Source organism: Streptomyces sp. NBC_01716 (assembly GCF_036248275.1).
Taxonomy (GTDB): domain Bacteria; phylum Actinomycetota; class Actinomycetes; order Streptomycetales; family Streptomycetaceae; genus Streptomyces.
This window is the reverse complement of the sequence record NZ_CP109181.1, coordinates 2,871,344-2,886,209: the sequence shown is the minus strand read 5'-3', so window position 1 is coordinate 2,886,209 and position 14,866 is coordinate 2,871,344. Positions and strand designations below refer to the sequence as shown.

The window sequence follows — 14,866 nt, the reverse complement described above, 5'->3', positions numbered from 1 at the left end:
GTTACTGGAGGAACAAACGTACTGACCAACCGACCAATCCCCTGTTGAGGTCCCTGTGTCGCTGCCACCCCTGGTCGAGCCCGCTGCCGAGCTCACCGTCGACGAGGTCCGCAGGTACTCCCGTCATCTGATCATCCCGGACGTCGGGATGGACGGGCAGAAGCGGCTGAAGAACGCGAAGGTGCTCGTCGTGGGCGCCGGCGGGCTCGGCTCGCCCGCGCTCATGTATCTGGCCGCGGCCGGTGTCGGAACGCTCGGCATCGTGGAGTTCGACGAGGTCGACGAGTCGAATCTCCAGCGGCAGATCATCCACAGCCAGGCGGACATCGGCCGCTCGAAGGCCGCGTCCGCACGTGATTCCGTCCTCGGCATCAACCCTCTGGTGAAGGTCGTCCTTCACGAGGAGCGGCTGGAGTCCGAGAACGTCATGGAGATCTTCTCCCAGTACGACCTGATCGTGGACGGCACGGACAACTTCGCCACCCGCTATCTGGTCAACGACGCGTGTGTGCTGCTGGGCAAGCCGTACGTATGGGGCTCGATCTACCGCTTCGACGGTCAGGCGAGCGTCTTCTGGTCCGAGCACGGTCCCTGCTACCGCTGCCTCTACCCGGAGCCGCCGCCGCCCGGCATGGTGCCGAGCTGCGCCGAGGGCGGCGTCCTCGGCGTGCTGTGCGCGTCGATCGGGTCCATCCAGGTCAACGAGGCGATCAAGCTCCTCGCGGGCATCGGCGAGCCGCTGGTCGGCCGGCTGATGATCTACGACGCGCTGGAGATGCAGTACCGCCAGGTCAAGGTCCGCAAGGACCCGGACTGCGCGGTCTGCGGTGAGAACCCGACCGTCACCGAGCTCATCGACTACGAGGCCTTCTGCGGCGTCGTGTCCGAGGAGGCGCAGGTGGCGGCGGCCGGTTCGACGATCACTCCCAAGCAGCTCAAGGAGTGGATCGACGACGGCGAGAACATCGAGCTCATCGATGTGCGGGAGCCGAACGAGTTCGAGATCGTCTCCATCCCGGGCGCCAGGCTGGTCCCCAAGAACGAGTTCCTGATGGGGAACGCGCTCCAGGATCTGCCGCAGGACAAGAAGATCGTCTTGAACTGCAAGACGGGTGTCCGCAGTGCGGAAGTGCTGGCAGTGCTGAAGTCCGCGGGCTTCGCCGACGCCGTGCACGTCGGCGGCGGAGTGGTGGGCTGGGTCAACCAGATCGAGCCGGAGAAGCCGATCTACTGAGTTGATCCGCCGCGTGACATATCCACCGGGAGGCCGGTCCACGTATCTCGTGAACCGGCCTCCTTACGTATGCGGGACTGACGCACGCGGGACGTATGCGGGCGAGCTTCGAGCCCCCCGCGCGCGCGGTCACTGCCGGCAGACCGTCCCGTTCTTCGGCACCTTGTTGTCGAGCAGATAGCCGTTGACGGCGTTCTGCACGCACTTGCTGCCGCTGTTGTACGAGCCGTGCCCCTGACCCTCGTACACCAGCTCGACCCCGACGCCCTTGCCGAGCGCCTTCGCCATCGCCTGCGCGCCCGCGAACGGCGTCGCCGGGTCACCGGTGTTGCCGATGACCAGGATCGGGGCCGAACCCGGCGCGCTGACATCGGTCTTGTCCGACGCGCCGGGCACCGGCCACTCGGAGCAGCCCAGCAGACCCCAGCCGAGGAACTCGCCGAAGACCGGCGACGCCTGACGGAATTCGGGGATCTTCGCCTTCGTCTGCGCGAGCGTGAAGCGCTCCTTGGAGTCCACGCAGTTGACCGCGGCGTTGGCCGCCTGGATGTTGCTGTACTGGCCCTTCTCGTTGCGGCCGTTCATCGCGTCCGACAGGACGAGCAGCAGCGCGCCGCTACCGCCGTCGGCCTCGGCCAGACCCTGTTCCAGCAGCGGCCAGAACTCCTTCGAATAGAGCGCCTGGGCAATGCCGTTGGTGGCCTGGGTCTCGGTGAGCCGCCGGCTCCCCAGGCCGTTGATCGGCTTCTTGTCGAGCCGGTCCTGAAGCTCCACGATGAAGTTCTCGATCTCCTTCGGGGTGCTGCCCGGCAGCTGGCACGCGTCGCCCCGGCTCACACAGTCCTTCGCGAAGTTGGTGAGGGCGAGCTGGAAGCCCTCGGCCTGGCCGAGCGAGCCCTGTTCGGCGCCCTCGGTCGGGTCCACGACGGCGTCGAAGACGGCGTGGCCCACGGACTTCGGGAACAGATGCGCGTAGACGCCGCCCAGCTCGGTGCCGTACGAGATGCCGAAGTAGTTGAGCTTGTCGTCCCCGAGGACCTGGCGCATCAGGTCCATGTCGCGTGCGGCGTTGACGGTGCCGACGTACGGGAGTTCCTTGCCGGAGTCGCGCTCGCAGCCGCCCGCGTACCACTTGAGGCCGGCGACGTACGACTTCTCCTCGGCGCTGTCGTCCGGGGTCATGTCCCCCGCGTAGTACGCGTCGAGCTGCTTGTCGTTCTTGCACTCGACGGGCTCGCTGCGGCCGACGCCGCGCGGGTCGAAGCTGACCAGGTCGTAGCGGGTGCGCAGCTTCTCGTAGTCCTTGCCGAAGGAGGGCAGTCCGGTCACACCGGAGCCGCCGGGCCCGCCGAAGTTGAAGACGAGGGAGCCGATGCGCTTGTCGGGGTCGCTGGACTTCGCCCGGATCAGGGCCAGATCGATGGTGGCGCCCTTGGGCTTCGCGTAGTTGAGCGGCGCGGCCATGGTGGCGCACTCCCACTTGGTGCCGCCGGGCAGCGGCGACGGAGCCGTACCGCCGCCCTCGGCCGCCGACGGGGTCGGGCAGCCCTTCCAGTCCAGTTTCTGGGACGTCAGGTCCGCGGGCGGGGCGGTCTTGTCGCCCTTGCCGGTCCTGCTCTGACCGTCCTGGTCGTTCTGGCTGTTCTGCCCCGCCTGGCCGCTGCCGCCACCGCCGGAGTCGGAGCATCCGGCGGCGGCCAGCAGCGTGGCGACGGTGACGGCCGTGGCAGCGGTCAGCGCCCGGCGGCGGCGCCGGGCCGGTGCGAGGGAAGCGGAGAAGAAGGGCATCGGCATCCCCCCATGGTGCTTCGTGCCTGGGAGCCGCGCGCGGCCCGGGGGCCAGCCGGGTGGTGACCGCCGCTCCGGGAGCCCCCTCGGAGGAGGCCGAGGGGGCTCCCGGAACGGCGTCAGAGAGCTCCCTTGCGCGTCAGATGGTTGAAGCAGATCCACCCGGGCAGCACCGGCAGCCACAGGGTCATCATCCGGTACAGCAGCACCGCCGGCGCCGCGACCTCCTTGGGAACGCCCGTCGCGATCAGACCGATCGTCAGCGCGCCCTCGACGGCGCCCACACCGCCAGGCGTCGGCGCCGCCGACCCCAGCGCGTTGCCGGCGAGGAACACCACGGCGAGGCTCGCGTAACTCAGCTGCTGATTGCCGTCGTCGAAGGCCCGGATCGACGCGTCCAGGCACATCACGAACAGACCGGTCAGCAGCAGCATCCCGCCGATGCCCGTGACGAGCTTCATCGGCCGCTGGAGCACGTCCAGCATGCGCGGCACCACGCCCGCGAACAGCGAGCGCAGCCGGGTCACCACGAACTTCCTGAGGAACGGGATGGCGGTGACGACCAGCACCAGCACGGCGACGGTCAGCAGCCCGGCGATGACCGTCCTCGACGGCGTGAGCGAGGTCGTCTTCTCCGTACCGGTGAGATAGCCGAACGCGAGCAGCAGCAGGATGTGCGCGCCGAGACCGAACAGCTGTGAGGCGCCGACGCTGGCCACGGCGAGCCCTGGGCGTACGCCCGAGCGTTGCAGGAAGCGGGTGTTGAGTGCCACCCCGCCGACCGCCGCCGGGGCGACGATCTTGACGAAGGACCCGGCGACCTGCGCGACGACCGTCTTAAGGAAGCTCACGCGCTCCGGTACGAAGCCCAGCAGGCTCATCGCGGCGGCGAGATAGCTGAGGCTGGAGAACAGGACCGCGGCGGCCACCCAGCCCCAGTGCGTGCGGCCGAAGACATTGCCGAAGTCGATGCCGGCGAGCTGCGAGAGCAGGAAGTACGCGGCGATCGCACCGGCGATGATGCTGACGAGCGTGCGCGGTCTGATGCGCTCCAGACGGACCGGCTCGACCGGTGCCTGCGGTCTGATCAGCAGGACCTGTCCGCGGATCTGGGAGAGCAGATCCTCCTCGCGCACCTCGTCGAGCGCGTCGTCCATCGCCTTCTTCTCGGCCTGCTTCTCCGCGCGCAGCGACCGCCGGGCGGCCTTGCGCTCGGCGTCGGTGCTCGCCTCCGGCATGTCCGTCGTACGGGCGTGCCTGGCCGCCTCCGACGCGCGCAGTACCGCGTCGCGCTCGCGCTGGGACCGCTCACGGGCGAGCCGGCGCAGTGTCGTGCGCGTGGACCGGCTGAGCGCGATCGGCTGGAGCAGCGGCAGACAGTCGGCGACCGTGTCGGGACCGAGGACGTCCACCGCGGTCGCCACCGCGCGTTCGGCGCCGATCCGCAGGGAGACGGTGGTGAGGAGCTGCGCGATGTCCATCCGCAGCACCACGTCGCCCGCGGCGATCTCACCGCCGCGCAGATCCGTGACGATCACCTTGCCGTCCTCGTCGACCAGCAGCGCGTCGCCGGTGAGCCTGCGGTGGGCGATCCGGCGCGACTGGAGCGCCTTGACCTGTTCCCAGGCGCCGCGGACCAGGTCGTCGGTGATCTCGTCGTCCGACAGCGAGTCCAGGGAACGGCCGCCCATGTGCTCGTACACGAGGATGACGGCGTCGGGACCGAGTTCGGAGGTGGCGATCAGTTTGGGGGCGTTGGCGCCGGCGGCGATGGCGGCGTACGCGAGGAGCGCTTCCTGTTCCAGCGCCTGGCGCAGGGAGGGGATCGAGCGGCGGGTGGTGATGGAGCGCAGGGTGAGCTGGCGCCAGACCCGGTAGAAGAAGCCCTGCGCCTGCTGTTCGCGGTCGACGACCGTGACGTCCAGTGGTGGGCCCTCGTCGAGGGTCACCAGATAGCGGCGGCCCCGTTCCCCCTGCTCGGCCGTCTCGCCGGTCTCGTCCGGCTCGGCGCGCATCGCGCTGACGGGACGGAAACCCACATGGCGAAGACCCGCCATCAGCGTCTGGCCCGTGGGCCGTACGTTGGGCGAGCCGACCGTGTAGAGCGTGCCGTACGCGACGGTCCAGCCGATCAGCACGGTGAGGATGATCGAGAACGGTGTGGTGTAGCCCGCGACCAGCATCGCGAAGGCGTCGAGCAGCAGCACCACCCACAGCACGACGCGCCAGCGGGGTCTGCGGGCCATCCCCACGGCGGTCATATAGGCGATGACGGGCGCGAGATAGCCGTGTACCGGGTCGGTGAGCCCTTCGCCGGGCTGCGCGCGCGTGAGCGCGTCCTGGATGGATCCGGGCGCCGCGCGGGCCACCCAGAGATCGGTGGCGAGCGTGACGCCGTGCGCGAGGACGGCCGCGAGTACGCCGTCCGCGATCCGCAGGCCGTCGCGTTTGATCAGCCGTTCGATCGCGAAGGCGACCGGGACGAGCAGCACGGCGATGCTGGAGATCAGCCCGGCGACCTTGACGAGCAGGTCGGGGGCCTGGCCGGTGCCCTTGCTGATGTCCTGTTCGAGACCGGACGTGGTGCCGTGGGCGAAGGCGGAGAGGGCGATGACGACGGCGATGGCGAGGACGCCGATGAGCAGGCGCAGCAGGTCGGAAGGGCGGTGCACGCGGGCGGCGAGCAGCGGTTCGTCCCCGGAGAGCGGGTCGGCGTGGCTGCCGGGCGGGACGTCCTTCCCGTCGTCCCCCTTGCCGTCGCCGGTGCCGGCGTTCGTGCCGTCGCCGCTGTCGTGGCCCGCGCTGGTGCCGGAGCTTCCGTTACGGGCGTGGCTGCCGGCCTTGGTCTCCGTACCGCTGTCGGGGGCCTGTTCCGGGCGGGCCTCGGGGCGCGGTTCGGCGTCAGGGGTGCCTGCCACCGTCGGAGGCTGCACGCCCTGCTCCTTCGTCGAATCCGTGTCTTCTTGATCTCGTATCACCTGTCACCGCCTGGACGATGGTGGCACGCCAGGGTGACAGAGGGGGGTATCAGGGTGCATTGGGGAACACCGCGTCGGTCCTCCCACGGCCCGCGCGCGTACCGCCGGGGCGGGGCCGCACACCGGGCGGACTGTCGGTGCCGTGGGGCAGGATGGGGCGGATGAGGAGCGACGAGCCCGACAAGCCGGGCGAACCCGACGAGGTCCCCGGAGAGCTGCCCGAGTACGCGGAGCGGGTGCTCGACGTCGCCGACCTGATCCCGCCGGGCCGGGTGATGGCGTACGGCGACGTCGCCGAGTGGCTGGGCGAGGGCGGTCCCCGGCAGGTCGGCCGCGCGATGGCGCTGTACGGCGGGGCCGTGCCCTGGTGGCGCGTGGTCCGCTCGGACGGTGTGCTGCTGGCCGGTCATGAGCTGCGGGCGCTGGCCCACTACCGCGAGGAGGGCACTCCACTGCGGGAGGCCTCGCGCGCCGCCGAAGGTCATCTGCCGCGCCTCGATATGAAACGGGCGCGATGGGACGGCCGGCCGCCGGAAACAGACCCTGATACGGGCGATGCTGCTCACATCTGACAGCTTCTGACATTTCGCCCCGCGGCGGGAGATCCCGCGTGTCTGCTGAGGTCCGTACGGATGACGAGGCGCGGCCACCGTGCCGCGCGCGACGGCCACTAGATCATCGGGCGGACCCGCCGCATCCGCGCCGCCCCTCGGCGTAGCCTCGTCAGCTCGCGGCACACACACCCCAGAAAGCCCCGTCACCACCAGCACCCCCTCCAGGACCGGCGATCCACGTGAGCTCCTTCTCTTCCACCGGGCGTATCCCGCACCGTCGGGTACGGCAGCGGACCTCCGCCGCGTACCGACTGGTGCGTACACCGCCGGTCCCGGTGGATCCTCCTGTGCTGGACGCAGCACAGCGCCCTGTGGTTGACCACGATCGTGGACCGCTGCTCGTTCTCGCAGGTCCGGGCACGGGGAAGACGACCACGCTCGTCGAGAGCGTCGCCGCGCGGGTCGCGCGGGGCGTCGATCCGGAACGGATGCTCGTCCTCACCTTCAGCCGCAAGGCGGCGGTCGAACTACGCGACCGTACGGCGGTCAGGCTCGGCGGTGCGCGGGGGCCGCAAGCGACCACGTTCCACTCATTCTGTTACGCGCTGATCCGCGCCCACCAGGAGGCCGACCTCTTCACCGAACCGCTACGACTGCTCTCGGGACCCGAGCAGGACGTCGCCGTACGGGAACTGCTCACCGGCCAGCTCGATCTGGAACGCGAGGGGCGGGCGCACATCCGCTGGCCCGACGAACTGCGGGCCTGCCTCACTACGCGCGGCTTCGCCGACGAGGTGCGCGCGGTGCTCGCCCGCAGCCGTGAGCTGGGGCTCGGCCCGGACTCCCTGGACGTCTTCGCGCGGCGCGGGGGCCGCCCCGACTGGACGGCCGCCGCCTCCTTCCTCGCCGAGTACCTCGACGTCCTGGACATGCGGGGGGTGCTCGACTACGCCGAACTGGTCCACCGGGCCGTACTGCTCGCGGAGCGGCCCGAGGTCGCCGGGCGGCTGGCCGAGCAGTACGACGCGGTGTTCGTCGACGAGTACCAGGACACCGACCCGGCGCAGGTCAGACTGCTCAGGGCGCTCGCCGGGAACGGCCGCACGCTCGTCGCGTTCGGCGACCCGGACCAGTCGATCTACGCGTTCCGGGGCGCCGACGTGAACGGCATCCTCGACTTCCCGGACGCCTTCCCGCGCGCCGACGGCAGCCCGGCCCCGGTGCGGGTCCTGACGACCTCCCGGCGCTCGGGCGCGGGGCTGCTGGCCGCGACCCGGCTGCTGACCCGCCGGATGCCGCTGAACAGGCTGCCGGCCGGGAAGGTACGGGCACACCGCGAGCCGGCGGCGGTCCGCGAGGGCGGCCGGGTCGAGACGTACACCTATCCGACGGCCTCCACCGAGCTGGAGAACGTCGCGGACATCCTGCGCCGCGCGCATCTTGAAGAGGGCGTGCCATGGCGCGAGATGGCGGTGCTGGTACGGGCCGGTGGCCGGACCATCCCCTCCGTACGGAGGGCCCTGACCTCGGCCGGCGTACCCCTGGAGATCGACGGCGACGATGTGCCGCTGCGTCACGAACCGGCGGTGGCCCCGCTGCTGACGGCGCTGCGCGCGGTCGCGACGGCGGCGATCCGGCCGGCGTACGGAGAGATCGGGACGGAGACCGGCGCGGAGCCGGCCGTCGGGACCGAGGAGGAGCGCGCCGGCACCGAGACCGACACCGACACCGACACCAGGGCGGGGGCCGGGGCCGGGACTGCGGTCGAGGGCGACTGGCTCGACGCCGAGACCGCGCTCGCGCTGCTCACCTCGCCCCTCGGCGGCATGGACGCCGCCGACCTCCGCCGTCTCGGCCGGGCCCTGCGCGACGAGGAACGGGCCGCCGGCAACCGCGTACCGCCCCCCTCCGACACCCTCCTGGCCCGCGCCCTCGCCGAACCGCAGCGGCTCGTCACGCACGACCCCGCCCACGCGCGCGGCGCCCAGCGCCTCGGCGCGCTGCTCTCCAAGGCCCGTGATCTGCTGGCGGGCGGCGGCACGGCCGAGGAGGCGCTGTGGGAGCTGTGGGACGGCACCCCCTGGCCCGGCAGGCTTGAGCGGTCGGCCCAGCGCGGCGGGGCCGCCGGCCGTAACGCCGACCGGGACCTCGACGCCGTATGCGCCCTGTTCGACGCCGCCGCACGGGCCGAGGAGCGCACCGGCGGGCGCGGCGCCCTCAACTTCCTTGAGGAGATCGACGCGCAGGACATCGCCGCCGACACGCTCAGCGGCCGAGCCGTACGACCGGACGCCGTCCGTCTCATGACCGCGCACCGTTCCAAGGGGCTGGAGTGGCGGCTCGTCGTCGTAGCCGGAGTGCAGGAGGGACTGTGGCCCGACCTCCGGCGGCGCGGCTCTCTTCTGGAGGCGGACAGAATCGGCCGCGACGGGCTGGCCGAGCCCCTCACTCCCGGCGCCCTCCTTACAGAGGAGCGACGCCTCTTCTACGTGGCGGCGACCCGCGCCCGCGAACGGCTCGTCGTCACGGCGGTCAAGGCGCCCGCCGACGACGGCGACCAGCCGTCGCGCTTCCTCACCGAACTGGGCGTCGAGCCCAGGGACGTCACCGGCCGCCCCCGCCGTCCCCTCGCCGTCGCCGCGCTCGTGGCCGAGCTGCGCGCCACGACCGTCGACCCTCACGCGACGCCCGCACTGCGCGACGCGGCGGCCCGCCGGCTCGCCCGGCTCGCCGCGCTCAGCGACGAGGAGGGCCAGCCGCTCGTGCCGGCCGCCCATCCGCACCGCTGGTGGGGCCTGTACGAGCCGACGCACAGCGCCGTCCCCCTGCGCGACCGGGACCAGCCCGTCGCGCTCTCCGGCAGCGCGCTGGACCAGCTCGCCAACACCTGTTCGCTCCAGTGGTTCCTGGGCCGCGAGGTCAAGGCGGACGAACTGTCCACCGCGGCCCAGGGCTTCGGCAACGTCGTCCACGTCCTGGCCGACGAGGTGGCCTCCGGCCGTACTCCCGCCGACCTCGCCGTCCTCATGGAGCGCCTCGACTCCGTCTGGGACGCGCTCGCCTTCGACGCACCCTGGAAGTCCCAGCAGGAGAAGAAGCACGCGCGCGTGGCGCTGGAGCGTTTCCTGCGCTGGCATGTGATGGACCGCGCCGGGCGCACACCCGCGGCCACCGAGCACGCCTTCGACGTCACCCTTGAGGCGGGCGCGTACGAGGTACGGATCCGGGGCTCCATGGACCGTGTGGAGCGGGACGCCCAAGGGCGCGCCTACGTCGTCGACTTCAAGACCGGCAAAGCGGCTCCTACCAAGGAGGAGGTCGCGCACCACCCCCAGCTCGCGGTGTACCAGCTCGCGGTGGGGGAGGGCGCGGTGGACGACGTCTTCGACGGACACCGGCCGGAGCCGGGCGGCGCCGAACTCGTACAACTGCGGCAGGCGGCGGCCAGGAAGGAGGGCGGTGAGGCGCTGCCCAAGATCCAGGCGCAGGAGCCGCTCGCGGGGGAGTGGGTCGGCGATCTGCTCGCCACGGCGGCCGGGCGCGTACTGGACGAGCGCTTCACACCGAGCACCGGCCGGCACTGCGAGCACTGCTCCTTCCGCGCGTCGTGCAGCGCGCGGCCGGAGGGGCAGCAGATCGTGGAGTGAGTGCCCCTCCCGGATGAATCCCCTCGTGCACATGCACCCTTCGCGACTCCTCGCGCGGCCGGAAAGGGAACGGCACCCAGGCACGGAGTGCCAGACGTGCCAGATGTGCGAGGAGACGACAGATGACCGCGATCGACGCGATCAAGCGGAAGTTCCTGATGCCGGCGCTGCTGAGCGCGATCACGGTGGCAGGTGTGGTGGGCTGTTCCACCGGAGGTGCCACCAAGGGGGCGGAGGGCGCGGCCGAGAAGGAGGCGGGGGCCGCGAAGCAGGTGGCCGCGCCGTCGACGGAAGCGACGACGGGCGACCCCTTCGCCGGGATGAGCGCCGCGCAGATCGCCCGTAAGGCGGTGACGGCGACCAAGGGCGCGAAGTCCCTGCGGCTGACGGCGGAGGGCACGGAGAACGGCAGGCGCCTCAAGGTCGACTTCTCCCTGGACAACAAGGGCACCTGCGCGGGGGGTCTGCGCCGGGACGACAGCGAGGCGGAGTTCGCCGTGGTGAACGGCGTCACGTACGTCAAGGGCGACGACGAGTTCTGGCGGTCACTCGCCTCCGGCGGGAACGATCCGAACGCGGAGAGCCCCGACCCCGGCCGCGCCGACGAGCTGGTGCAGCTGCTCAGTGGCAAGTGGCTCAAGATTCCGGCGAGCGGGAACTCCCCCGCGCGGGCGCTGGGCGGCGCGTGCGATCTGGACGCGATGCTCGGCACCCTGAACACCGCCGACACCAAGGGTCTGACCAGAGGCGACGCCGCCGAGGTCGACGGCCGAAAGGCGGTGACGCTGGTGAAGCGGGAGGGCGGCAGGACCCAGACGACCTTCGTGGCGGCCGAGGGGGCGCCGTATCTGCTGAAGGCCGTCAGCGAGGGCGGCCAGGCCCCGGGCACGGTCCTCTTCGGCGACTTCGGCGTGCCCGTCAAGGCCACGGTGCCGCCCGCCGGTGACACCGTGGACCTGCAGGACATCCGGGGAGCGGCGAACCCGCCCACCGCCTGAGGCCGCGGGGACCACCGGCAACCCGTCCGATCCGCCCGGCGTCCGCCTGTCAGTGGTCCCCGATAGCCTCTCTGAAGTGTCCGCACGTATCACCGACCCCGCGCAGCTCAACGAACTCCTCGGCATCCCGTTCACCCCGGAGCAGACGGCGTGCATCATCGCCCCGCCCGCACCGCAGGTGATCGTCGCAGGGGCGGGCTCGGGCAAGACGACGGTGATGGCGGCGCGCGTGGTGTGGCTCGTGGGCAGCGGCCAGGTCGCCCCCGGGCAGGTCCTCGGCCTCACGTTCACCAACAAGGCCGCGGGCGAGCTGGCCGAGCGGGTCCGCAAGGCGCTCGTACGGGCCGGGGTGACCGACCCCGACCTGCTCGACCCGGACAACCCTCCGGGCGAGCCGCGCATCTCCACATACCACGCGTTCGCCGGACAGCTCCTCACCGACCACGGCCTGCGGATTGGGCTTGAGCCGACCGCCCGGCTGCTGGCCGACGCCACACGCTTCCAGCTCGCCGCGCGGGTGCTCAGGGAGGCCCCCGGCCCGTATCCCTCCCTGACACGATCGTTCCCCGCCCTGGTCGGCGATCTGCTGGCGCTCGACGCCGAGCTGGCGGAGCATCTCGTCCCGACCGGCGAACTCGCCTCGTACGACAGCGAACTGCTGCGCACCCTCGAAGGTGTCCGGCTCAGCAACGCCGACCTGCGCAAGGTGCCCGAGACCGTCTCCGCCCGCCGCGAACTGCTCGATCTGGTGGGGCGCTACCGCGCGGCCAAGAGCGATCGCGATCTGCTCGACTTCGGCGATCAGATCGCGCTCTCGGCCCAACTGGCCCTCACCCGGCCCGAGGTCGGCCGCATCCTGCGCGACGAGTTCCGCGTGGTGCTGCTCGACGAGTACCAGGACACATCGGTCGCCCAACGCCTCCTCCTTTCGGGCCTCTTCGGCTCCGGCACCGGCCACGCCGTGACGGCCGTCGGCGACCCCTGCCAGGCGATCTACGGCTGGCGCGGCGCCTCCGTCGCCAACCTGGACGACTTCCCCTCCCACTTCCCGGGCGCCGACGGCACCCCGGCCGGCCGCTTCTCGCTCAGTGAGAACCGCCGCAGCGGTGGCCGGCTGCTCGACCTCGCCAACGGACTCGCGGCGCCGCTGCGCGCCATGCACGAGGGCGTGGAGGCGCTGCGGCCCGCACCCGGCGCCGAACGCGACGGCATCGTGCGCTGCGCCCTCCTCCGTACCCATGCCGAGGAGCTGGACTGGCTCGCCGACTCCATCGCCCATCTGGTGCGTACGGGCAAGGAGCCCGCCGAGATCGCCGTACTGTGCCGCACCGCCGGTGACTTCGCCCAGATCCAGAGCGCGCTCGTCGCCCGCGATGTGCCGGTCGAGGTCGTCGGCCTCTCCGGGCTGCTCCATCTCCCCGAGGTCGCCGACCTCGTGGCGATGTGCGAGGTCCTTCAGGACCCGGGTGCCAACGCCTCCTTGGTACGGCTGCTCACCGGGCCGCGCTGGCGTATCGGCGCCCGCGATCTGGCGCTCCTCGGCCGTCGCGCCCGGCTGCTGGTGCACCGTGCCGACGGCTCGTCCGTCGACGAGGACGCCGACGAACGGCTCGCCGCGGCGGTCGAGGGTACCGACCCCGCCGAGGTGATATCGCTCGCCGACGCGCTCGACACCTTCCTGGAGTCGGCCGGCGGCAAGGACGACGGCCTTCCCTTCTCCGCCGCCGCGCGCGTGCGTTTCGCCCGGCTCGCGGCCGAACTGCGCGATCTGCGGCGCTCGCTGGCCGACCCGCTGATGGACGTCCTGCACCGGGTGCTCGCCACCACAGGACTGGAGGTCGAACTCGCGGCGTCGCCGCACGCCCTGGCCGCGCGACGGCGCGAGACGCTCAGCAACTTCCTCGACACGGCGGCCTCCTTCGCCGCGCTCGACGGGGACGCCACGCTTCTCGCCTTCCTCGCCTTCCTGCGGACGGCGGCGCAGTACGAGAAGGGTCTCGACAACGCCCTGCCGGGCGGCGAGAACACAGTGAAGGTCCTCACCGCGCACAAGTCCAAAGGACTTGAGTGGGACGTCGTGGCCGTCCCCGGCCTCGTCACCGGACAGTTCCCCAACAGCAGGGCGCGGGAGGCCTGGACGTCCCAGTCGAAGGTCCTGCCGCATGCCCTGCGCGGCGACGCCCCGACGCTCCCGGACGTGCCGGAGTGGGACGCCAGGGGCCTGAAGGCGTTCAAGGACGAGATGCGCGCGCACCAGCACACGGAGGAACTGCGCCTCGGCTACGTGACGTTCACCCGTCCCCGCTCCCTGCTGCTGGGCTCGGGCCACTGGTGGGGGCCGGCCCAGAAGCGCGCCCGGGGCCCCTCGGACTTCCTGCGGGCCCTGCACGACCACTGCGCGGCGGGCTTCGGCGAGATCGAGGTGTGGGCCGACGAGCCGCCGGAGACCGAGGAGAACCCCGCGCTGCTCGCGGCGGACAAGGCGACGGCCTGGCCGCTCCCGCTGGACCCGGACTCCCTGGCCCGGCGCCGTACGGCCGCGGACACGGTCCTGGCGCACATGGACGCGCCGGCGGCGACGCCCTGGGCGGGCGGGACGCCGTACGAGGAACCGGTGCCTTTCGATGACGCGCCACCTCCGGAGGAGGACGCGCCGCCGCCGGATGACGCGTATGACGACGCGTACGACGGCCTGGACGAACTCGACGGCCCCGACGAGTGGGAAGACGAGCGGGAGCACGACGATCTCGCGGACTGGGACACCTGGGAGCCGGGACGCGACCGTCCACAAGCCCCGGACCACTCGGACCACTTGGAGGCTCCGGAGCGTCCGGCGGATGGCGCGCGCCCGGCGCACCTGCCCGCCCCGCGCCCCCCGGCCGACGCCCCCCAGACGCGCCTCACTCCCGAGGAGACCCGCACCCTCGCCTCCTGGGACCGCGACCTCGATGCCCTCTCCGGCGAGTTGCTGCGCGCCCGCGCACGCGTCCGTGACGTCCCCGTACCGCCGTCGCTCTCCGCCTCCCAACTCCTGCGCCTCGCCGCCGACCCCGACGGCTTCGCCCAGGAGTTGGCCCGCCCCATGCCCCGCCCGCCGCACCGCGCCGCGCGCCGCGGCACCCGGTTCCACGCCTGGGTGGAGTCGCGCTTCGACGAACTGCCGCTCCCGATGCTCGGCCCCGACGAGCTGCCCGGTGGCGCCGACGACGAGCCGGAGATCGCTGACGAACGCGACCTGGCCGCCCTCAAGGAGGCCTTCGACCGCACTCCGTACGCCCGGCGCACGCCGTACCGCGTCGAGGTGCCGTTCCAGCTCACCCTCGCCGGCCGCGTCATTCGGGGCCGTATCGACGCCGTGTACCGGGACGTCGACCCGCTGACGGACACCGTCACGTACGAGATCGTCGACTGGAAGACCGGCCGGGGCCGTACGGCCGACCCGCTCCAGCTCGCGATCTACCGCCTGGCCTGGGCCGAGCAGCACGGCCTGCCACCCGACGCGGTCACGGCCACCTTCCTGTACGTGCGAAGCGGCGAGGCGGTACGACCCGAGGGACTGCCCGGCCGGACCGGACTGGAACGCCTCCTCCTTCACGGCGACGACCACCCGCCGCGAGCGCGTCCCGAACAGCGAACGGCAGACGAGACCGCCCCCGGAGCCGGATAG

Annotated in this window: 7 protein-coding genes; 5 read left to right on the top strand and 2 right to left on the bottom strand. The window is 71.9% G+C overall.

The genetic code is table 11. The annotated features are described in order from the left end of the window. Positions 1–55: 55 nt before the first annotated feature. On the top strand, positions 56–1,234 hold the full coding sequence (gene moeZ / locus OIE74_RS12335) for an adenylyltransferase/sulfurtransferase MoeZ (protein ID WP_329381955.1): 1,179 nt from the start codon (positions 56–58) through the stop codon (positions 1,232–1,234). Between the two features lie 129 nt (positions 1,235–1,363). Here the strand turns inward: moeZ and OIE74_RS12330 are convergent, their stop codons facing one another. Both OIE74_RS12330 and OIE74_RS12325 read right to left on the bottom strand, forming a co-directional pair. Next, positions 1,364–3,022, bottom strand: a complete 1,659-nt coding sequence (locus tag OIE74_RS12330) for an alpha/beta hydrolase (RefSeq protein ID WP_443076347.1) — start codon at positions 3,020–3,022, stop codon at positions 1,364–1,366. A 119-nt stretch (positions 3,023–3,141) separates the two neighbouring features. Next, positions 3,142–5,955 carry a lysylphosphatidylglycerol synthase domain-containing protein gene (locus OIE74_RS12325; RefSeq protein ID WP_329381949.1) on the bottom strand — a complete coding sequence of 938 codons (2,814 nt, stop codon included), beginning with the start codon at positions 5,953–5,955 and terminating at the stop codon, positions 3,142–3,144. 206 nt (positions 5,956–6,161) lie between these two features. Between OIE74_RS12325 and OIE74_RS12320 the strand changes: the two genes are divergently transcribed. The 4 genes from OIE74_RS12320 to OIE74_RS12305 all read left to right on the top strand — a co-directional run bounded on the left by OIE74_RS12320 (position 6,162) and on the right by OIE74_RS12305 (position 14,866). Next, positions 6,162–6,572, top strand: coding sequence for an MGMT family protein (locus OIE74_RS12320; protein ID WP_443076091.1), 411 nt, complete (start codon positions 6,162–6,164; stop codon positions 6,570–6,572). A gap of 221 nt (positions 6,573–6,793) precedes the next feature. Beyond that, positions 6,794–10,201 carry an ATP-dependent helicase gene (locus tag OIE74_RS12315; protein WP_329381947.1) on the top strand — a complete coding sequence of 1,136 codons (3,408 nt, stop codon included), beginning with the start codon at positions 6,794–6,796 and terminating at the stop codon, positions 10,199–10,201. 122 nt (positions 10,202–10,323) lie between these two features. Next, on the top strand, positions 10,324–11,199 hold the full coding sequence (locus OIE74_RS12310; protein WP_329381945.1) for a hypothetical protein: 876 nt from the start codon (positions 10,324–10,326) through the stop codon (positions 11,197–11,199). Positions 11,200–11,275: 76 nt separating this feature from the next. Beyond that, complete coding sequence (locus OIE74_RS12305) at positions 11,276–14,866, top strand: ATP-dependent DNA helicase (RefSeq protein WP_329381942.1); 3,591 nt, start codon at positions 11,276–11,278, stop codon at positions 14,864–14,866.